General features: G+C 42.2%; 17 protein-coding genes. All 17 read right to left on the minus strand.

The genetic code is table 11. The features are described from left to right. Positions 1-16: 16 nt before the first annotated feature. Positions 17-1,255: an ROK family transcriptional regulator gene (locus EUBREC_RS11635; RefSeq protein WP_012743405.1), complete on the minus strand. Its 1,239-nt coding sequence runs from the start codon at positions 1,253-1,255 to the stop codon at positions 17-19. A 17-nt stretch (positions 1,256-1,272) separates the two neighbouring features. After that, entirely contained in the window at positions 1,273-1,632 is a 360-nt protein-coding gene (locus EUBREC_RS11640) for a DUF1667 domain-containing protein (RefSeq protein WP_012743406.1), read from the minus strand. 4 nt (positions 1,633-1,636) lie between these two features. Continuing rightward, positions 1,637-2,932, minus strand: a complete 1,296-nt coding sequence (locus tag EUBREC_RS11645; RefSeq protein ID WP_012743407.1) for an NAD(P)/FAD-dependent oxidoreductase — start codon at positions 2,930-2,932, stop codon at positions 1,637-1,639. Positions 2,933-3,006: 74 nt separating this feature from the next. Beyond that, positions 3,007-4,443 carry an NAD(P)/FAD-dependent oxidoreductase gene (locus tag EUBREC_RS11650; protein ID WP_012743408.1) on the minus strand — a complete coding sequence of 479 codons (1,437 nt, stop codon included), beginning with the start codon at positions 4,441-4,443 and terminating at the stop codon, positions 3,007-3,009. Positions 4,444-4,482: 39 nt separating this feature from the next. Beyond that, positions 4,483-5,979 carry a glycerol kinase GlpK gene (gene glpK / locus EUBREC_RS11655; protein WP_012743409.1) on the minus strand — a complete coding sequence of 499 codons (1,497 nt, stop codon included), beginning with the start codon at positions 5,977-5,979 and terminating at the stop codon, positions 4,483-4,485. Between the two features lie 79 nt (positions 5,980-6,058). Then, entirely contained in the window at positions 6,059-7,399 is a 1,341-nt protein-coding gene (locus EUBREC_RS11660) for a fucose isomerase (RefSeq protein WP_012743410.1), read from the minus strand. Between the two features lie 30 nt (positions 7,400-7,429). Beyond that, positions 7,430-8,164, minus strand: coding sequence for a sulfite exporter TauE/SafE family protein (locus EUBREC_RS11665; RefSeq protein ID WP_012743411.1), 735 nt, complete (start codon positions 8,162-8,164; stop codon positions 7,430-7,432). Beyond that, a complete protein-coding gene (locus EUBREC_RS11670; protein WP_012743412.1) occupies positions 8,165-10,171 on the minus strand; it encodes an alpha-glucosidase in 2,007 nt (668 codons plus the stop codon). It lies immediately after the preceding gene. Between the two features lie 12 nt (positions 10,172-10,183). After that, positions 10,184-11,929, minus strand: a complete 1,746-nt coding sequence (locus EUBREC_RS11675; protein WP_041254176.1) for a solute:sodium symporter family transporter — start codon at positions 11,927-11,929, stop codon at positions 10,184-10,186. Between the two features lie 160 nt (positions 11,930-12,089). Further along, positions 12,090-12,761 (minus strand): DUF4867 family protein, encoded by a 672-nt coding sequence (locus tag EUBREC_RS11680; protein WP_012743414.1) that lies wholly within the window; start codon positions 12,759-12,761, stop codon positions 12,090-12,092. 11 nt (positions 12,762-12,772) lie between these two features. Continuing rightward, positions 12,773-13,636 (minus strand): NAD(P)-dependent oxidoreductase, encoded by an 864-nt coding sequence (locus EUBREC_RS11685; protein ID WP_012743415.1) that lies wholly within the window; start codon positions 13,634-13,636, stop codon positions 12,773-12,775. A 26-nt stretch (positions 13,637-13,662) separates the two neighbouring features. Beyond that, on the minus strand, positions 13,663-14,349 hold the full coding sequence (locus EUBREC_RS11690; RefSeq protein WP_012743416.1) for a transaldolase family protein: 687 nt from the start codon (positions 14,347-14,349) through the stop codon (positions 13,663-13,665). Positions 14,350-14,683: 334 nt separating this feature from the next. Next, positions 14,684-18,451, minus strand: coding sequence for an efflux RND transporter permease subunit (locus tag EUBREC_RS11695; protein WP_012743418.1), 3,768 nt, complete (start codon positions 18,449-18,451; stop codon positions 14,684-14,686). A 243-nt stretch (positions 18,452-18,694) separates the two neighbouring features. Continuing rightward, positions 18,695-18,841, minus strand: coding sequence for a hypothetical protein (locus tag EUBREC_RS17765; protein WP_015568255.1), 147 nt, complete (start codon positions 18,839-18,841; stop codon positions 18,695-18,697). 126 nt (positions 18,842-18,967) lie between these two features. After that, complete coding sequence (locus tag EUBREC_RS11700) at positions 18,968-19,819, minus strand: polysaccharide deacetylase family protein (RefSeq protein WP_012743420.1); 852 nt, start codon at positions 19,817-19,819, stop codon at positions 18,968-18,970. Positions 19,820-19,867: 48 nt separating this feature from the next. Next, positions 19,868-20,563 (minus strand): 5'-methylthioadenosine/adenosylhomocysteine nucleosidase, encoded by a 696-nt coding sequence (locus tag EUBREC_RS11705; protein WP_012743421.1) that lies wholly within the window; start codon positions 20,561-20,563, stop codon positions 19,868-19,870. Positions 20,564-20,611: 48 nt separating this feature from the next. Then, complete coding sequence (locus EUBREC_RS11710) at positions 20,612-21,070, minus strand: S-ribosylhomocysteine lyase (protein ID WP_012743422.1); 459 nt, start codon at positions 21,068-21,070, stop codon at positions 20,612-20,614. Positions 21,071-21,073 lie beyond the last annotated feature (3 nt).

A 21,073-nucleotide genomic window follows, 5' to 3' on the forward strand; every position in this document is an offset into this window, starting at 1 on the left:
CTTCATTTTTTCTTTATTATAAATTTTTACTTTCAAAGAAATAAGTGCTCGCTATAAGTGCTGTTCCGCCTATATATGCCATCTTATCGCTCAAGTGTGAACGGCTGATAAGCTTGTCAGTATAGTTTTCATCATATTTTGTGCAGTACTGTATAAAAAGCTTATATATACTTGTATTTTCAAACATTGAACCAAACACTATCGTGCAATCCGGAGCCAGAATAGTCAACACATTTACAGCGACACGTGCCATTCGTTCTATTGCTCCAACAAGTATCTCAGAAATTGTCTTATCCATCCTTGTTATGTAGCCGTTGCCCTCATTTTCTACCCACGAAGTCAAGAGCTCTCTTGTTATAAGATTTTTATCACCGGCTGTTTCTTCGTATAGCACAGGGGTATTTTCCTTGGAATATATCTCCTTTATGCGGTCACACAGGGCAAACATGGATACTCTTGTTTCAAGACAGCCCTGTCTGCCACATCTGCACTTAAGTCCATCAGGCTCTATGATGTAGTGTCCTATTTCTGCTGCGTTGTGCTGATTGCCCTCATATAGCTTATTGTCCACAACTATCGCAGAGCCGACACCCGGGCCCCACTTAATAAAAACAATATTGTTTCCATATTTTCCGACACCATAAAGCATTTCGGCTTCCGCAAATGCTTTGACGTTGTTTTCAAGTATTACCGGACACTGAATCTGTTTTTCAAGTATTTCTCTTATTTTTACTTGATTGTTCCATATGCCATAAGCGTGTATACTGATGCCATTATTCCTGTCAACTATTCCCGGAACACATATTCCGATTCCAAGAATATCTGACAGCTTAAGTTCCTTTTCCCAAAGCTGAAGCTTTATTTCCTTTGCCAGTTCTTCTAAAAACAGCTGTGGTTCAATGTCCGTCCGGGTATGTACCTTAGTTTCAACAAGCACATTTCCCCTGATATTGGTAACTGTAATGCTCGTGTCTACAGCCTCAATATTTACAGATACTATATACTTAAAATCATAATTGATATCCACAAGCACCTTCTTACGGCCCGCTCTCTTCTGCTCCTTCATCTCACCCTTTTCAAGTATCATGTGAGCTTCCATCATATCATTGCACAGCATGGTCACAGCCGCCGGTGTGAGTCCTATCTGATTGGCAATATCCTTCCTTGACATTGCGCCGTTTTTCTGCAGTATCTTAAGTATCTGAGATTTATTATTGTTTTTTACACTATCAAGGGAAATTCCGGTTTTAACCATTAATTCATGCTACTTATTTATGCTTCAACATTCTTTGTTGCAACTATATCCACACCGGTTGCAGCAGCATCACTTAGCAGTACATCACCTATATGCACCGGTGCCTCTACCGTGATCCGGTTGATACAGTCCATCACATCCATTATCTTTTCCTTTGGAATATCCTGTGCCGTCTTTACGGATACCATAGGTATTGTGCCGTTTTTCACACAGACTGTGCTTGTCACGATTCGCGTCGGATGTGTCACTTCATTTGCTCCGTAGTCTGCTCCGCGCTTGCAGGTATTTCCGGTTACTGTGACATTTTCTCCGTCTATTGTCACCTTAAGGGCACAGCCCAGAGGGCAGCCTATACATGTCAAATTTCTCTCTTCCATGATACTATGCCTCCTCAATCTTTATCGTAATTGTGCAGGGATTGTCTGTTTCGATGAGCTGCTTCTTCTGCAGCACTACCTGCTCCATCTCACCCGGTGCCATTACAGGGCGCTTGCGGTGCTGTAATTGTTTATCATCCAGATATACTGCAATATAACAATTCTTATACACAGCTCCCACTCGAAATCTTACCGTCACAGTATCATCCATCTGTGCAGTATTTATAGTGCTTGGGACAGTATATCTGACTCCGCCTGTAGCAGTTATCGATATTTCTTTGCCATCGCAACTCTTATCACCGCCGTTTTTCACATACTCTGCGGCATGGCGGCCTGCTGCTGTTGCTTCCTCTGACACATAATCCACGAGGTCGTGCACATGAAGCACATTTCCACAGGCAAATACACCCGGCACATTGGTCTCAAGGCTTTCGTTTACAACAGGTCCGCTTGTTACAGGATTGAGCTCTACACCTGCTGTTTTTGAAATCTCATTTTCCGGAATGAGTCCGCATGAGAGTAAAAGCGTATCGCACTCGTAAAACTCCTCTGTTCCCTCAATAGGCTTGTTATGCTCGTCAACCTGAGCGAGAGTGATGCCCTCCACACGCTCCCTGCCCTTTATATCAACCACTGTGTGGCTAAGCTTAAGCGGGATATTAAAATCATCAAGGCACTGCACAATATTACGCTTCAAGCCTCCTGAATACGGCATGAGTTCTGCAACCACCTGCACCTTGGCACCCTCCAAGGTCATTCTTCTTGCCATGATAAGACCGATATCTCCTGAGCCAAGTATTACTACCTTTCGTCCCGGCATGTATCCCTCTATATTCACCAGTCTCTGAGCTGTACCCGCCGAGAAAATTCCTGCCGGTCTGTAGCCTGGTATGTTTAGGGCACCTCTTGCTCTCTCCCTGCAGCCCATCGCAAGTATTACTGTCTTTGCAGCGATATGGAAAAGTCCGTCTGTACGGTTCATAGCCGTGACTATTTTATCGTTTGACCCATTTTCGGACTCGTCACCGGTTGAGATATCCATGACCATCGTATTCAGTCTGTACTCTATGCCAAGCTCTTTGACCTCTTTGATAAATCTGCCGGCATATTCAGGACCTGTGAGTTCCTCCTTAAAGGTGTGCAGGCCAAAGCCATTGTGTATACACTGGTTTAATATGCCGCCAAGCTCGCAGTCTCTTTCCAGTATAAGTATTTTATCTATTTTATTTTTCTTAGCGGAAGCTGCTGCCGCAAGACCTGCCGGGCCGCCTCCTACTATCACAATATCGTAAAATTCCATATTGTCCCCCTATGTTAATCTGATATTAACCCAATATCAATCTTTCGTTACCTGTCTCTTTGAAGTAAGACAGACTATCCGCGATTCTTGCTCATTCCAACAACTATCTTTGACTTTCCACCGCTTTTAGTGATGTCAAGCTGCGAAACGCCTCTCTCCCTGGCGATAATCTCCATAGTTCTCGGAGAACAGAAGCCTGCCTGGCACCTGCCCATTCCGGCTCTGGTGCGTCTCTTCACACCATCAAGCGACTTTGCGCCTAACGGTCTGTTTACCGCATCCATTATCTCGCCCTCCGTAATCATCTCACAGCGGCAGATTATGTTACCATACTCAGGCTTTTCTTTTATCAGCTCTTTATACTCATCCTCTGAAAGCTTCTTTGGATTTAAAATACCTTTTCTTGTCTCGATAAAGTCCGCATTTTTAGAAGGCTTAAAAAGCCTCTCAACTATTGCTGCCACTCTCTCACCGATAGCCGGTGCACTTGATAAGCCCGGTGACTCTATACCTGCACAGTCCACAAAAAATGGTGCATCTTTAAGCTCCTCGATGATAAACTCATGTCCGTCCTCATGTGCACGGTTTCCTGCAAACGATGTGATGACCTGACGCATAGGAAGTGACGGCACCGAACGTGTGCCGGATGTCGTAACATGCGCTAAGCCCGCTCTTGTTGTATTTGTACCATCCTTGTCATCATGATCATCTGCTGTAGGTCCGATTAGGATATTTCCGTGTACTGTCGGGGTTACAAGCACGCCCTTGCCGTATTTTCCCGGAAGCTGGAAGATTGTCTTGTCAACGATACCACCAGCTGCCCTGTCTAATAGCTCGTACTCTCCGCGCCTTGGTGTGATATGGATTTTGTTTTCACTCACCATGTTGTGAAATACATCAGCATATACACCAGCTGCATTTACAACGCAGCGTGCATGAATTTCTCCATTTTGAGTAATGAGAATATAGCCTGTCTGCTCCTTTTGTATCTCCTTCACCTCGGTGTTAAATAAAAACTCCACACCGTTTGCCGCAGCATTCTCAGCAAATGCAATATTCATGCCAAACGGACATACAATGCCTCCTGTCGGGCAGTAAATAGCTGCCACCACCTCATCAGACAGATTCGGCTCCATCTCATGTGCTTTCTTTGAATCAAGAATTTCAAGTCCCGGCACGCCATTTGCGATTCCCTGATTGTAAAGCTCCTTAAGCCTTGGCATATCGTCCTCGCTAAAGCACACTATCAGCGAGCCGTTTCTTCTGAACTCAAAATCAAGCTGCTTCGAAAGCTCGTCCATCATCTCATTTCCACGGATATTCATCTGTGCCATAAGTGTACCGGTCTTACAGTCAATTCCGGAATGGACAATAGCACTGTTGGCCTTTGAGGTGCCACAGCACACGTCCTCCTCCTTTTCCACTACGCAGATGGACAGGTTATATTTCGATAGCTCTCTTGCACAGGCGCTTCCCGATACTCCCGCTCCTATAATTACTACATCATACATGTTATTTTCTCCTACCAATTTCCATATATATTTTTACTTTCAGTCATCCTTCGCCCAGTTAAATGCGCAGGCGACAGCCTTTTTCCACATTTTACGCTTCTTTTCTCTCATATCATCCGCTATCTCCGGCTCAAACACACGGTCAATAGCCCAGTTTCTCTTTATATCATCCATGCTGTCCCAATAGCCCACTGCAAGCCCTGCGAGGTACGCTGCGCCCATGGCTGTTGTCTCCACACACACAGGCCTATTGACCGGTGCATTGCTGATATCAGCCTGCATCTGCATGAGCAGATTGTTGGCACTGGCGCCGCCGTCCACCTTAAGCGATGTGAGATTGATGCCCGAATCAGCCTTCATTGCCTCAAGCACATCATTTACCTGAAATGCCATTGATTCCAGAGTGGCCCTTATGACATGGTACTTGTTTACACCTCTCGTAAGACCCACAATAGTTCCTCTCGCATACTGATCCCAGTACGGTGCCCCAAGCCCTGTAAATGCCGGCACCACATAACAGCCGTTTGTATCCTTTACCTTTCTCGCCATGTACTCTGAATCAGTTGAGGAATCGATAAATTTCATCTCATCGCGGAGCCACTGTATTGAGGCTCCTGCCACAAATATTGAGCCCTCCAGCGCATATACCACCTTGCCGTCTATGCCCCAGGCTATTGTGGTAACAAGTCCGTTCTTTGATGAAACAGGCATCTCACCTGTATTCATCAGCAGAAAACAACCTGTACCGTATGTATTTTTGGCTTCTCCTGCCCTAAAGCAGGTCTGACCAAAAAGCGCTGCCTGCTGGTCTCCTGCCGCTCCCGCGATAGGAATCGGTCCCCCGAAGTACACCGGATTCACCTCACCATACACACAGCTTGACGGCATAGGCTTTGGAAGCATGCTCTTTGGTATGTCAAGCTCCTTAAGTATCTCATCATCCCACTTTAAGGTATTGATATTAAACATCATGGTTCTTGATGCATTGGAATAATCCGTAACATGCACCTGCCCCTGAGTGAGCTTCCATATAAGCCATGTCTCGACTGTTCCAAACAAAAGCTCGCCTCTTTCGGCTCTCTCCCTTGCTCCCGGCACATTGTCAAGGAGCCACTTGAGCTTAGTTGCCGAAAAATAAGCATCTATCACAAGACCTGTCTTTTTCCTGAAGGTCTCGGTAAGCCCCTTTTCCTTCAGTGAATCCGCATACTCTGCCGTGCGCCTGCACTGCCATACTATTGCGTGATAAACCGGCTCTCCCGTATTTTTGTCCCACACAATCGTGGTCTCTCTCTGGTTAGTAATGCCTATCGCACATATGTCGGCTGCCGTAGCCTGTATATTTGCCATTGCCTCCTTTGCCACCTCAAGCTGTGTGGCCCAGATTTCCTCTGCATCGTGCTCCACCCAGCCTGGCTTCGGGAAAAACTGCGTAAATTCCTTCTGTGCCACGCTGCACATCTCGCCCTTCTCATTGAAAAGTATACATCTGTTGCTGGTCGTGCCCGCATCTAATGCCATAATATACTTTGCCATGTAAAAATCCTCCAACCAATTATTCGGTACCTAAATACTACTATTATTATAGCATGATATTTAAGCTATTTCCATAAAATCAGTACTCACAGACTTCGATTTCAAGCATATGTCCTAAAACCTTTAACTCATCTGAACAATCTCCGTAAATCACCACAAAATGAGGCTCCCAACCATCCTTTACACTTTGATTTACAATATCATAGCTATTTTTGTCTGTCCTGACTACAATTGATGTTCCGCAAAACTGCTTAGGCTTGTCGAGAGCACTTCCTGTTGTGACAAAAAATCTAAAGCTTCCATCTGCTTTTTGTCCTACTCTGAACACTGTGACTTTGTCAGCCGCCTTACAGCCAAAGTCCATTACAGGGCCAATCTTTCTGTTCGGATGCACTCCGATTGTTGCACCTGTGTCCTCTCTTGCGATAGAGCATGCAGCTGTTCCGCAATGCCAGAATGTAATTGTATTTTCACTCTCATCAAGAGACACCGGATCTCCGAAAAATACAGCCTGCTCAGATAATTTCATTCCCATATACATAGAGAGTGCTCCATATGTATCAGCCTCGCAGCTTGCAGCAACCCCCATATCATTTAGCATAGCAAGCACGCCACAAACAGGTGTTCCAAACGCGGTAAAGAAATCAGGCCAACATCTTGAAGAAAGTGCTCCAATATTATTTTCATCTACATACTCCTTATAGGCCTTGCACAGTCTCGCAAAATCCTTTCGATTATTGTCAGGAGTCTTGTCAAGACCAACAGTACACTTAGTCATTTTATCGAGATATTCACTGCACTCATCATCAGTATATCCCTTTGCCATATCAATAAGCTCTCTCACCTCAATTGACTCAAGTGTTGCTCCGAATACCTTTTGCATGTCAGCATCCATTGCACGTCCAAATCCAAATCCCTGAGGTGTATGTCCGACTGAGGCAATCCTTAGATTTTTAAGCTCATTTTTAAGCCATGCTGCACGAATACAGGCACTAATTGTTTTCTTTGTCCTCTCCTCCTGTGGAGCTCCAAAGATATATTCAAAGTTACCATCCCTAAACGCAGCCAGTGCATTTCCTGCCGAATATGCTCCCGTCAATGAATTTAATCTCAACCGGCCTCCATCTATAACCGGCTCACGAAGTGTCCAAAGCAATACCGGACACGAAAATCTTTTAAGAACCTCACTCGCATAAGCTGCATTTGCAAAGGTTATATTCTGTAAAATTATCAGGGATGGCTCTATTGTATCAAGAAAATTAGTTAAATCCTGAATTGATAAAAGCATTTTATCCGGTACAATTGCAGCATCCGTTATTGTATTTAATAAGTCTATTGATTTTTCAAATTCCTTCTGTGCGCTCTCCAAATGAAATGTCGGAACCCCGACCGGCACATATGCCACCTGAAATTTTGTCATATATTTTACCTCCAATAAAATTTTCAAAAACTACTTAACCATAAGCAGTATTCCTGATATAAAAAGTAATATGTAGGTGAGCTTCATAAATATTTCCTGGCTCATCCTCTTTACAAGCACTGAGCCTGCTGCCATTCCCGCTATCAAAAACGGAATCGATATGCATTGAGTCATAACAAGCCCTGCATTCCACATTCCCGCGCATATATCCTGAACAAGTATCATCGAATTTAATATAATCCAAACAGTAGAAATAGTTGCTCTAAAGCTTGTCTTTTCCTTTATCTCATTGGATAAATACCCTATCAGAAGCGGTCCGCCTGACACAAACATACCATGAACTATTCCCGCACCAATAAGTAACAGCATTGATTTCCATGATGATTTTTCTTTTGTATCACGCTGCCTTTGCCCATATATGCTGTAAAACCCATGTATTGCAAGAAATATCACAAAAATACCCAGAAACTTGTATAATACTGCATCATATCCTGCAAGTGCGTTCTTTAGAAAAAAGCCGCCAAAGATTCCTATAGCCATGACGATGACTACCTTTTTCAACTGCTTCCAGTCTACATGTTTCCATTGTGTAACAAAGACATACACTCCGGCAAGAATACCAAGTACATTTAATATCGGCTTAGCGACATCATATCCCACCAGAATTAGGCTAGGAGGCATTGCGAGGATGGTCCCCGCAAAGCCTGTAATGCCCTGAATCACATTTGTCAGAAAAATTATTATGTAAAATAAAACAGTGTTCATTTATTTGACTCCATATTTTTCTCTGATTTCTTCAAATATATCAGCAAACTCACTATTTTTTCTGTAGAAGGCAGGTGTATAGCCAAGCTCGGCTGATACTGTTATTTCTCCGCCGTGATACTCTTCGCCTGTCCACAAATGTACCCATTCATCCTGTGGCAGATACACATCCCATTCATGCTTATCCTGCTCATAAACAGGTGCTATCAGCATATCTCTTCCAAAAAGATACTCATACTGTATGTCATAAGCTTTCGCATCAGACTCATAATGCATGAACAAAGGTCTTTGCACCGGATGTCCACTGTCTGCATTCTCTTCAACAAGTGTCTTTGTATACGGTGCAAGCATCGTGTATACATCAACGAGTCTCGCCAGCCGCTCCATGGTATCCTCATCATCGTAATACTGAAAATTGGTATCCGGTCTGTTTCCCTCATGTGTCCTCATAAATGGTGTAAACATCGCCATCTCAGCCCATCTGAGAAACAGCTCCTTTGTACGAGTATTATCAAAAAGCGATGTATAGCCTCCAATATCACTATGCGTGAGCCCACATCCCATCATTCCTGCACTAAGTGCTCCGCAGATAACAGATGCGAGTCCATCATGTATTGTAAAGTCAACAGACTGATCGCCGGCCCACAGCAATGTGCAGTATTTCTGGCTTCCTGCACCTCCGGCACGCATGAAGTAAACCACATCTCCAAGCTTTCCTGACTCTTTTACTGCCTCATAGTTACACTTTGCCCATAGCACCGGCCAGTGATTGTGCTCAATCATAGGTGATTTACCGCTGTATAAGCATATATCATCTGTAGGCAGATACTCTCCAAAGTCTGCCATCCAGCCATCAATGCCTATACCAAGTGTGTATTCTTTAATAATATCCTTAAACCACTCGAATGCCTCCGGATTTGTGAGATCCACAACTCCACAATAAAATTCACCAAAATCCACGAGATAATCACTGCCATCTGCCTTTGTTGCAAAATAGCCTTTTTCCTTGCCTTCCTTATAGAGCTCACCATCATTTACCAGATATGGATTAACATATCCCAAAAATTTTATGCCCTTTGCATTTATCTCTTTAATCTTCTTTGGCAGATCCGGATACATTTCCTTGTGGTATTTCCAGTCCCATTGGAGTCTCTTTCCGAATGATGTCACTCTCTTTCCGCACCAATCCTGGCACCATATGCCAGCTACCTTGATGTTCCTATCAAGGGTCTTATCAAGCAATCCAAATGACCTTTCATTTCCACCCTGAACACCGATTATGAGACCATTGTATACCCAATCCGGGAGCTTTGGCTGTCTTCCAAAATATGTTGTGATTCTCTCAAGCAGTTTGAGATATGTATCAGCACACTCTATGCGGATCTGCTTAGGCACCTCCCATATCTGCAGCTCATGAAAGCTGTCATTTCTGAAATCAAAATCAGCATATGCTGTTGAATCCACATGCAGATAATATTTATTTGTGGAAACAAAGGTTGGCTGTGGATAATTTGTGTTGTAATAGTCTCCTCCAGCTTTATTTTCTACATCCGAACGCCATGTAACGTAAGTTGTCTTATCACGTCCGACACCTGGTTCAGATGTCCAGATAGGAAAATTTCTTCCACGCAGATTAAAGTAAGACATCTGCTCACCGCAGCCATAGCATTTTTCCTCTTTATCCGCGGCTACCCTAAACCAGAATCGGTTAATCCTGTCATCCTTTTGTTCAAAATCAATGGTACACAGATTTTCGTCACATTTAATTTTCGCAATGATATAGCTTTCAAAGCATAGTCTGACTGTATCAGCTGTCTGAATCACATCTGTGAGCTTTAGTGGAAAACGCTCGGTAACATAATCTGTTATCTTGAAGTTACCTCTGTACATATCAACATCTTCCTGTCCTACTCCGACATAAATCATCGGTCTTTCTTTGCTATGCTCCAGAATCCTTTTTTCTCCCACAAAAAGCTGAAATTCATTATCATTTACTTTAATCTGCATTTAATAACCTCCCTAAGCTGTCTTTTTACGCTTGTTCATCTCTTTCACAATCAGAACAATTGTCTCAATCACAAATATTGCTGTTACAATAGCAATTCTTACTACATTTTTGTTCTCTGTTGCAATTCCTGCAGGCGAGAAAATGAAATACTCATATACCAGGAATGAAACAAGCCAGATTGCAAAAGCATTTTTATGCTTCCATGCTGTCATATCATAGCCATCATTTCTTGAAGCACTCTTGTCAAATACCTTTGTATTTGGTGCAATCTTGCTGCATACAAAGATGATTACAAGCATGATAACAAATGAGATAGCGTATATATACATATAATTAATTCCACTAACAGCATTTGTGAATGGTGTATCAATATGTGGGAAGATAAACTTGTAGCATGCGTAAAATGCAATATGGAATATTGTTGCACATATTGCTCCAAGCTTAGAGCCCTTCTTTGAGAACATTCCTACAAGCACCATTGTAATGATAGGAATATTATAAAAACCTGTAAAGCTTCGTCCGAAATCATAAAGTCCTGTGCTAAGCACATCAAGGAATGGTGTAAAGATAATGGCAAATGCTGCAAAGCCCCATCCAATTTTCTTTGCAAGTTTTACTGTAGCTTCCTCTGAGAGATTTGGGTTAAAAATCGGCTTATAAATATCAATCATAAATACGGTACTAGCTGCATTGAGAAATGAATTATAAGTTGAGATAATTGATCCAAACAATGCTGCACAAAACAGTCCTACAACCGGCCATGGCAATGACCTAGCTACAAGTGAAGGATATGCAAAATCCTTGCTTGTAAGACCTGGTACAAGTCTTGCTGCGATTACTCCGGGAATAACAAGAAGTAACGGTACCATCATCTTTAAAAAGCCTGAAAGTAAAACTCCCTTTTGTCCTTCCTTTAAGTTTTCAGCACCAAGTGCTCTCTGAATAAGTACTTGGTTAGTACCCCAGTAAAACAGATTTGCAAGCAGCATACCTGTAAAAATACATGCAAATGGTACAGGATCATTCTTTCCACCAATCGCATTGAGCTTTGCCGGTTCATATGTAATAACATCCTTCACACCGACAATAAATCCACCTCCGCTTAATTTTCCAACAGCTATAAAACCAAATACGACTACAAGCACTGAGCCTAAAACAAGTAAAATTCCATTGATTGTGTCTGATACAGCTACTGCTCTCATACCTCCAAGTACGGCATATAGTGCACCAATAATACCTACAAGCACTATAAGAATTGTAAGTGCCATACCCTCGCTGATTCCAAATACTGTAGCAAAATCAAAAATCTGCTCAAATGCTATAGCGCCTGCGTACAGACATACAGGAATTCCGATTACTAAATATCCAATAAGAAATAGGATAGAAACCATACGGCGTACACCAACGCCATACCTCTCCTCCATAAACTCCGGCAGCGTTGTATATCCTTTTCTAAGATACATCGGCAAAAACACAAAAGCCATAATAATTGTGGCTATAACCGCTGTTGCTTCCCATGCCATGCCTGACATATTAGCTGCATATGACTGTCCCGACAAACCTACCAGATTTTCTGCCGACAGATTCGTAAGCAGCATTGAGCCTGCAATGAAAAAACCTCCAAGTCCATTTCCGGCAAGGAAATAACCCTTTGCCGTTTTCTGGTCATCGCTATTCTTCACTATCTTTCCTGAAATAATTCCAACCAGTGCTGTGAAAAGCACAAATGTCACCAAAGTAAATACTAAATGCTCCATAAAATCCTCCAATTTAATAGAAAAAATATACATCGATTTGTTGAAACTAACTATTCACATTCAATCTCTCACATGATATACTTTTTCTGAAAATTATTTCCCACGCAACCGAAAGTACAGTAATATGTCCAGTATTCAGTCTTTCGGTCACGTGGTTTTTTTAATAATAAAGTTCCTTATTCTCTCCAAGCAATCCAGGATATGCCCCTTGTTTTATCAATGGTTCTCTATCGGGATGTGCTATTACCCACTTATTTCTTTGCAAAAGCAGTCTCTCTTCTCCTATAGCAGTTTCATCTGTCCCTCCATTATTGAGTGGTGTATTGGTTCCCCTTGGAAGAATCACAACATCCTTAAATCCAATATCTGACACCCTGCATGGTGATAGATGAAGTGTCGTCTGGTACATCTCTATTGCTGTACCCTTTTCCACAAAAAATACCTTTGCATCTTCAATACGGTATGTATTGTCTTTTATCTCCCAGGTATGTCCCAGCACCAGCATAAAGTCAGTTACCGCTATATTGATTTCGCTGCCCTTATGGTACTCAAAACCATTGTATGTGGTGTTTCTGCCATTACAGTAGCCTATCTGTATAGGCATCTCTCCATATATACGATTTTTAAAAAACTCTGCTATATGTGTACGTTCAAGCTCTTCTACTGAAGCCACATATATATTTCCTTTCTCAGGAATTACAGTATTTTGTTCCATAAATGAGATAAGTTCGTTGCAATTGATATTTGAAATCACCCTTCCGTAGGTTTCAAAACATGGATCAGTGACACTGTATATAGTCACAGAATTTTTTTCATTCAAATGTTTTAACATATTTCCCCCACTTATCTTTGCATTGCCTTGACAGCCTTTATAGTAGCGCAGAAATCTTCTTTTCCAAAGCCAAGTTCCATTGCCTTGTCATATACCTGCTTTGCAGCGTTTTCTCCTTGAAGCTTTAATCCACTCTCCTTTGCCATATTCATGCAGATATTCACATCCTTGTACATGTTTTCAATCGAAAAGGCAGTGGTGTAATCCTCATTTTTGATTGGCACATTTTTGGAATCCAGATAAAAGTTCTGTCCACCGCCATATGAGATAGCTGTAGTATAGCTTTCTATATCTATTCCATATGCCCTTGCAAGTGTCAGTGTCTCATTTACACCATTTTGAATCTGTGATACAAGCGCGTTATGGCAGATTTTCATGACCAGACCTTTTCCGTTTCCACCCATCCTGATGATATTTTCTCCCATATAGGAAAGAATCGGCATAGCCTTCTCACATGCTTTTTCATCTCCACCGACATATATTCCGAGCTTTCCTGCAATAGCAGCAGGCTTCGATTTCACAACCGGTGCGTCCACAAACTCTGCGCCCGTCTTCTTTACCATTTCAGAAATCTCCACAGAAACAGATGGATCTATCGTGCTCATATCAATACAGAGCTTTGTATCATCAAGTGCCGGTAAAACCTCCTTATAAACAGCCATCGAATGCTCTGACTTTGGAACCATTGATATAATTACGTCTGATTTTTCTGCCAGCTTAAGCGAACTGCTGCAGCCGATTGCACCCTTGCTCTCCAATAGCTCTACCTTCTCCTTTACGAAATCAAATACATATACCTCATCATCATGCTTCTTCACTATATTCTCACTCATGGACTCCCCCATGATTCCGAGTCCTACAAATCCAATTTTCATTGCCTACAAACACCTCCCTGTTTCATCTATTCTGTAACTGTATTATCCCATGCATTCTGGAATGTCTCAAGTCCCTGTCTGGTATATGCATGTTTGATACTGTCCTTGTATACTGCAAGGCCTGTTGTAACGATATCTGCTCCTGCAACCGCACAGTCTACAATCTGCTTAGGTGTACGGATAGCCGCACAGATAATCTGTGTCTTTCCCTTATATCCGTAATTGTCATAGATATCTGAAATAGCCTGAATGTACGCTTTACAATCCTCTCCATTTGCCTCTTTCCAGCCGATGAAAGGTGAAACAAAAAGCGAATTATTCTTTGCCGGCAGAATAGCCTGTGCTGGTGAGAATACGAGTGTCACATTTGTTCTGATTCCCTCTGCCTCGAGTCTTCTTGCTGCCTGAATACCGGCCTCTGTGCACGGAATCTTGATAACAAAGTTGCTGCAGATAGCTGAAATCTTTCTTGCCTCTGCTACCATCTCATCTGCATCATCAAGGTGTGGGTTGATTTCAACGGAAATAGGGAATTTCTCGTATCCCTCGATTCCTTCCGCCTTAACCCAGTCTGCCATCTCACTGATTACAGTAAGGAAAGGCTTTCCGCTTACCATTATGTGGCGTGGATTTGTTGTCACTCCATCAATACCAAATGTATGGTAGGCCTCCTTGATTTCTTCGATTTTTGCACTGTCCAGAAAATACTTCATGATTGCTTCCTCCTTGATAGTTAGTTAAATTTGTTAATTAATTGTTGTAAAAAATATAAGCCGTTATGTTTTTCTCTTGGCTTCTGTTTGTATTATATTACTATAGCATTGACTTTTCAATAGTATATAACGTTGCAAAAGCATTTTCAGCTATTTGTTTAAATTTATTAATCATTTTTTGTGCAATATGCAATAGCCATAAAAAATAAGCAGATAAAACTACTTTTTATTATAAAAAACCACCCGGAACTTTTTTTGCGTTCCGAGCGGTTTTTTAGTTAATCCTGTGATTGTACAGCTCTATCCTTATATGTCAGCTATTATTATCTACTTGCTACAGCTCTTCCTCTACCATGCTCTTCTCTCTGTTGAACGCATCATAGATACATGGAATTACTATAAGCGTAAGGATGGTTCCGTATACGAGACCTCCTATTATTGCGATTGCCATCGGCTTTATCATATCTGAGCCATCTCCGATACCTATCGCTGATGTAAACATTGCAAGTATGGTGGTCATCGCTGTCATCAGTATTGGACGAAGCCTTGTACGGCCTGCGTCTATGATTGCCTCATGCTTGCTCATGCCCTCTCTCCTAGCCTGATTGATGTAATCAATGAGCACGATTCCATTATTTACAATGAGACCTGCCAGCATGATAAAGCCAAGCATTGATATGATTCCGAGCTCATTTCCCGTGATGAAAAGAGCTATAAAGCCTCCTGTAAACGCAAGAGGTATACAGAACATGATAATAAACGGTGAAAGCAATGACTGGAACTGCGCCACCATGATAAGATAGATAAATATCACTGCAAGCACAAGCATAAGTCCAAGCTGACTCATTGACTCATTTATTGTCTCATCCTCGCCCTCCATATCTATTGAATAGCCATCAGGAATACTAAGTTTATTAATTTTTGATTTAATTTTATCGCTTAGTAATGTTACATTATGGTTTTCATCAACCGCACCTGATACTGTAATATATCTTGTCTGAGCATCTCGATGAATGGTACTCAGTGTCTGTTCCTGCGAAATAGTGCAGATATCACTGAGCGGAATCTCCTTTTCACTGCCATCATTATCCTTATAGGTAAATGTAAGGTTTTTGATGTCGTCCACAGTCACATCAGACTGCTCTGCAGATTGTAAGTATACCTCATAGTCCTTTATGTCGGTCGTAATGGTTGTTGCGCTCTTTTGAGATGATATCTCACCGGATACGAGCTGGTATACCTGAGCCACCGTATAGCCATACTTTGCTGCTTTTTCCTTATCCACAGTTATCTTAAGCTCATTGATTGTATCTCCAAGACCGTCATCTATATCTGTCACTCCATTTGTGTCCTTAAGGATATCTGCCACATCACCTGCAAGCTTCTGCAGCTTGTCTATATCATTACCCTTAATCCTGACAGAGAGACCACTTCCGAAAAACTCTGATGAGTCCATAGCCTGCGAAGATGCTGTTACCTTACAGTCCAGATTCTTTGTGAGTTTTTCAATTTCATCTATTACCTTATCCGATGAAACATCCGACTTCTCATCAAGCAATATATACATGCTCACGCTGTCGCTTCCTGAGCTCATCAGGTTCATGGTCGAGCTGCCGCCTGCTGTAGCTCCTATTGTGTCTATGCCCTTTATATCAGATATTTTGTCCATGACCTTATCAGACAGCTCTGTAAGCTGCTTGAAGTCAAGCTTTTCGTCATCCTTTGCCTCTATGGTAAGTGAAATCTGATTTGACTCCATGTCCATATCCATAAATGTCATTCCCCTTGACATGCAAAGTGCGCCACTGCCGACTAAAAGCACTACTGCCGCAATAAATACCACCGGCTTAAATCTAAGACATGTGCCGAGCACATTTCCATACCAGTTCTTAAAACGTTCAAACCATGGATGCTTTATATCCTTCGTCTTTTTGAGCATGCCTGAAGCAATTGCCGGTACAAATGTGAGTGCCACTACAAGAGATGCCATAAGAGTAAACGCTACCGTAAGTGCCAAATCTACAAAGAGCTGTCTCGTGATTCCATCAGTAAAAATGATTGGCGCGTACACACTTACCGTGGTAAGTGTAGAGGCAAAAATGGCTCCTGCCACCTGATTTGCACCCTCAACAGCCGCCTTCTTTACCGAATATCCTTCTCCCCTTAATCTGTAGATATTCTCTATTACTACAATTGAATTATCCACCAGCATTCCTATTCCAAGCACAAGTCCCGACATTGAAATGATATTTAAGGTGATATCCGTAAAATACATAAGCACCACTGCCACAATAACCGATAGTGGTATAGATGCTGCGATAACAAGTGTCGGCTTTATATCCTTTAAGAACAAAAGCAATACGAAAATGGCAAGTATTGCTCCCACTATCATATTCTGCATCACACTTTTTACAACCATGTCGATGTATACGCCCTGGTTCATAAGCACTGTGGCGTGTAATCCGTCATTTTCCTTTTCCAGCGAATCAAGCTTGTCCAAAAGACGGTCTGTGACATCTCCTGTAGAGTAGCCGGTCTGCTTCTCCATGGAGAGTATTATTCCGGGATTACCGTTGACTATCGCATATGTCTCATCCGAGTTGTCAGTCATCTCAACATCTGCCACATCACCGACATGAATAGGAGCTATTCCATCAAGCTTCATATCCATAAGCACTAGATTTGTTAAATCATCAATTGATTTTATCTCATCTCCCACCTGTACTATGTACTGCGTGCCATTTGAATCATTTACATAGCCTGCAGGCATATCAAAGTTCTGTGCGACGAGCAGCTGCGAGAGTGAGTCAATTGTTAAAACTGCATTTAAGTTTGACTTGTCAAGTGCATCATCCTTACTCTTTTCAAGCTCCTTCTTTGAGCTGTCAAGAGATGCCGCTGCTGTTGCAAGCTGTGCCGACTGCTGTCCTATGCTTATCGAGCTTATAGCTGCCTGACTGTTTAGATTATCATAGGCATCTAAAAGTGCTGTCTCTCCTTGTGCTATCTGGTCAAGCCCGCTTTGGCACTGCTCTATACCTGTATTCACCTGAATGAGAGTCTGTGCTATCGCTGACGCTGCCGCAGGCAGATCATCTGCTGTGTTTACGGTGATTCCAAGCGCCGAGAGACCTGAAAACTGTGTTGCAATCTGCTTATTAACCTGCTCAAGCTGCGCTTTGAGTGCTGTGCCCGCTTCACCCGGTGCATTTGCGCCCTCTTTGAGTGACGGAATTGTCTTTGTATATGTATCACTATTCATGAAGTCTGAAAGAGCTGACTGAATTGTTTCAAGCTGGCTCTTCTGCTCATTTAAGCTTGCAAGAGTACTCTCCAGCTGAGTTTTCTGCTCTGCAAGCTTTGCCTTTTGCTCCTTTAGCGTATCCACTCCCGCGCTCATCTGATCCGCTGCAGATGTGATTGCGTTTTGTCCGCTCTCTATCTTTGCGCTTGCATCATCCATCTGACTTTTTGCATCGTCAAATTTCTTTGAAACGGCATTATTTATTTTCTCATTGAGCGCATCTATCTTGGCCTGATTCATCGTGACCTGTATCTGCTCGGTGAGCTCACCTGTTGCAGTCACTGATGCGACTCCCTCTGTACTCTCAATTGCAGGCTTAAGTGTGTTTTCCACAAAGTCGGTGATTTCCGACTTGCTTTTCCCATCCATATCCACAGCAGTCATCATGATTGGAAGCATGTCCGGATTTATCTTCATAATGGTCGGAGTACCCACTCCATCCTTCCAGCCAGCCTTGACCTGATCTATTTTCTGCTGCATCTCTATCACTACAGAATCCATGTTGGCATTCTGCTCATACTCGCATGTCACCAGCGAATAGCTGTTATATGACATTGAGCTTACGTTTTTGATATTGGACGTAGTTGCCATAGCTGCTTCAAGTGGCGCGGTGACATCGCTCTCCACCTCCTGTGGACTTGCTCCCATATCTGTTGTCACGATAAGTGCATACTGAAAGCTCATATCCGGCAGCAGATCTGTCGTCATCCTGCCGAGCGATACAACACCGAGTACTATTACCAGCAGTACTCCTACAAGTACAGTAAAAGGTTTTTTTACACTATATCTGGATATCATCTGACCCCTCCTTTTTCTTTTCTTTGATAATGTCCTGCCTTAGTTTAATAGACAATGTGATTACTGCGATTTTCACAATAAATTTAATTCGCTGTTATACTTTTATTATACAATGTGTCGGATTGCAACTCAATTGGTTTATACTTTTTTAAGAGATTTTGACAATAAAAAGACACCCAATTATACGATCAATATAATTCGATGTCTTTAAATATCTTTTAATATCTTTTATTGATTTTAGCTTCAGATGCCCTCTTCCTCTGTCTCATCCTCATCATCATTGATACCTGCAACAGCACTTGTAACGGCTCCGATTACAGCGACAAGCGCAAAGATGATAACTAAAAAAATAACTATAAAGAATGCTACTAAAAAACCTGTATCTGTCATATAATTTACCCCCATAGCTGTCTCACAGCTTCTTTAAAATATAGTTTTAGTTTAACACACTTGTCTGTAAATAACAATATCGTAAGGGGCTAAAATATTGACTAAAATATTGATTTATGAAATTGATCAGTCCTTGATCTGCATACCGTTTGCATCCATATGATAGCCTTCATTCATGATCAGCTTTGATACCGGAACTATCTCATAGCCCATGTCCTGCAGCTTCGTGAGCATTTCATCGAGTGCCTGCGAGGTGTATTTGGCGCCTAGATGGCAGAGTATTATCGAGCCACAATCCAGGCTTTTGTGATTGCACACTGTATCTATGATGTTTTGCACACCATAGTTTTTCCAGTCGAGCGAATCCACATCCCACTGGATTGGATAATAGTCACAGCCATAAACTGTGTCAATCAGTTCATTGTTGTACGAGCCGTATGGCGGTCTGAATACCTTCATATCCTTTCCGGTCAGCTCCTTGACCTTTTTGTGCACATCCATTATCTCCGTCTTCATCTCGCCTGCCGTGATTGTTGCCATATCATAGTGGTGCTCACTGTGATTTCCGGGCTCATGCCCTTTTTCAACCAGCGTCTTTACACATTCAGGATTATCACTCACAAACCCTCCTGTCATAAAAAATGTAGCCTTTACGTTGTGCTTGTCAAGTGTCTCCATCATACTGTCAAAATCCTCTGCTCCCCAGGCACAGTCAAATGAAAGGGCTATCTTTTTTTCCGTTGTCTGAACCGAATATACAGGCAGCTTTCTGTCTCCGAACTGACTCACAGCACTGCTAAGTGTCTCCATCACCTCTATATTTTTCAGCTGCGATATGTCATACTCTCTGCCATATAAAGCGCCTGTAATAAGAAGCGCCGACAGCAGCACTCCAAAAAGGAATCTGTGTCGGCGTTTCTTTCGTTTTGTCCCATTATGTAGTTTTGTATTTTGCATGTATGCTCTGTATTCACTCATGCTATATACTATTCTTTATTATCACAAATTATGAATAATGAAATAACTCTATTTCAGTTCTTCTGCCCTTCCGATAAACTCAAGCACTACCTCAATCGACTGATGCGCAGCCTTCTCCGCAAAGGTCTGGTAGTCTGTCTCGCCGCCATCGCCGTCTGATATTGAACGAAGAATAGCAAATGGCACATTGTTCACATAGCACACATGACCGATGCTGCCTCCCTCCATCTCTGCTGCGATTGCATCAAAGGTATTCGAAATATAATCCTTCTGCTCCTTTGTGGCAATAAACTGATCTCCTGTTGCGATATTGCCCTTTTTGTAGTGGATATTCCTGTCAGCTAAGCATGAGCACATGAGCTCCACCATTTTTGTATCTGCCGGAAGCAGAATCATATTGATGCCTGAAAGAAGTCCCTTCGGATCTCCGATTGGCGATGTATCCATATCGTGCTGCAGCACGTTTGTGGCTACTGCCACGTCAAGCACATTTAAGTCCTTTGTCAAAGTACCAGCCACTCCGATATTGACAATCATATCTACATCATATTTCAAAATCATGGTCTCTGCACATATTGCCGCAAATACCTTTCCTATTCCGCATTTTGCCGCAACTACATACTGATCACCGATTTTACCCTCAACAAACTCCACACCGCTGTAAACCTCTGTCTGTGTGTCTGTCATCTGAGCCTTTAGGTCATCGACCTCCATCTGCATTGCACCAATTACACCTATTGTCATTTTATTTCTCCATTCCTGCTATCTTGCTATTATATTTTTAGTCCTCGTTTACTGTGGATAAGTAAACTCCATATTTGTCTGACTCTCAAGCACCTTAAGATATGCACGACACTCCTTCTTTGCCTCGTCAAGTGACAGATTCTCGTAATGTCCGCACTCTATGGCTGATGCACCAAACACCGGTCCATCATACTCAAGTATCTGCTTTAAGACCTCTTTGGTGATTTCAAAAACCTTTCCCGGCTCGACATCCCTCACTACGAGATAGAAGCCTGTCTGACATCCCATCGGTCCAAAATATACCACATCATCTGCAATCTCAGAGTTTCTCACACATGTCGCAAACATATGCTCCACTGAGTGCATAGCTGAATTGGACATATAATCTCCTGCATTAGGTTTTCTTGTACGAAGGTCGTATGTAACGATTTCTCCGTCTTTTCTTGAAATATAAAATCCAGGTTTAAGAATATTATGATTGATTGTAAAGCTTTTAATTCTTTCCATAAA

Source organism: Agathobacter rectalis ATCC 33656, assembly GCF_000020605.1.
GTDB lineage: Bacteria > Bacillota > Clostridia > Lachnospirales > Lachnospiraceae > Roseburia > Roseburia rectalis.

Bases quoted from the DNA above. Each gene is read 5' to 3' on its own strand.
- EUBREC_RS11635 (WP_012743405.1), bottom strand. From the start codon at position 1,255: ATGGTTAAAACCGGAATTTCCCTTGATAGTGTAAAAAACAATAATAAA.
- EUBREC_RS11640 (WP_012743406.1), bottom strand. From the start codon at position 1,632: ATGGAAGAGAGAAATTTGACATGTATAGGCTGCCCTCTGGGCTGTGCC.
- EUBREC_RS11645 (WP_012743407.1), bottom strand. From the start codon at position 2,932: ATGGAATTTTACGATATTGTGATAGTAGGAGGCGGCCCGGCAGGTCTT.
- EUBREC_RS11650 (WP_012743408.1), bottom strand. From the start codon at position 4,443: ATGTATGATGTAGTAATTATAGGAGCGGGAGTATCGGGAAGCGCCTGT.
- glpK (WP_012743409.1), bottom strand. From the start codon at position 5,979: ATGGCAAAGTATATTATGGCATTAGATGCGGGCACGACCAGCAACAGA.
- EUBREC_RS11660 (WP_012743410.1), bottom strand. From the start codon at position 7,399: ATGACAAAATTTCAGGTGGCATATGTGCCGGTCGGGGTTCCGACATTT.
- EUBREC_RS11665 (WP_012743411.1), bottom strand. From the start codon at position 8,164: ATGAACACTGTTTTATTTTACATAATAATTTTTCTGACAAATGTGATT.
- EUBREC_RS11670 (WP_012743412.1), bottom strand. From the start codon at position 10,171: ATGCAGATTAAAGTAAATGATAATGAATTTCAGCTTTTTGTGGGAGAA.
- EUBREC_RS11675 (WP_041254176.1), bottom strand. From the start codon at position 11,929: ATGGAGCATTTAGTATTTACTTTGGTGACATTTGTGCTTTTCACAGCA.
- EUBREC_RS11680 (WP_012743414.1), bottom strand. From the start codon at position 12,761: ATGTTAAAACATTTGAATGAAAAAAATTCTGTGACTATATACAGTGTC.
- EUBREC_RS11685 (WP_012743415.1), bottom strand. From the start codon at position 13,636: ATGAAAATTGGATTTGTAGGACTCGGAATCATGGGGGAGTCCATGAGT.
- EUBREC_RS11690 (WP_012743416.1), bottom strand. From the start codon at position 14,349: ATGAAGTATTTTCTGGACAGTGCAAAAATCGAAGAAATCAAGGAGGCC.
- EUBREC_RS11695 (WP_012743418.1), bottom strand. From the start codon at position 18,451: ATGATATCCAGATATAGTGTAAAAAAACCTTTTACTGTACTTGTAGGA.
- EUBREC_RS17765 (WP_015568255.1), bottom strand. From the start codon at position 18,841: ATGACAGATACAGGTTTTTTAGTAGCATTCTTTATAGTTATTTTTTTA.
- EUBREC_RS11700 (WP_012743420.1), bottom strand. From the start codon at position 19,819: ATGAGTGAATACAGAGCATACATGCAAAATACAAAACTACATAATGGG.
- EUBREC_RS11705 (WP_012743421.1), bottom strand. From the start codon at position 20,563: ATGACAATAGGTGTAATTGGTGCAATGCAGATGGAGGTCGATGACCTA.
- EUBREC_RS11710 (WP_012743422.1), bottom strand. From the start codon at position 21,070: ATGGAAAGAATTAAAAGCTTTACAATCAATCATAATATTCTTAAACCT.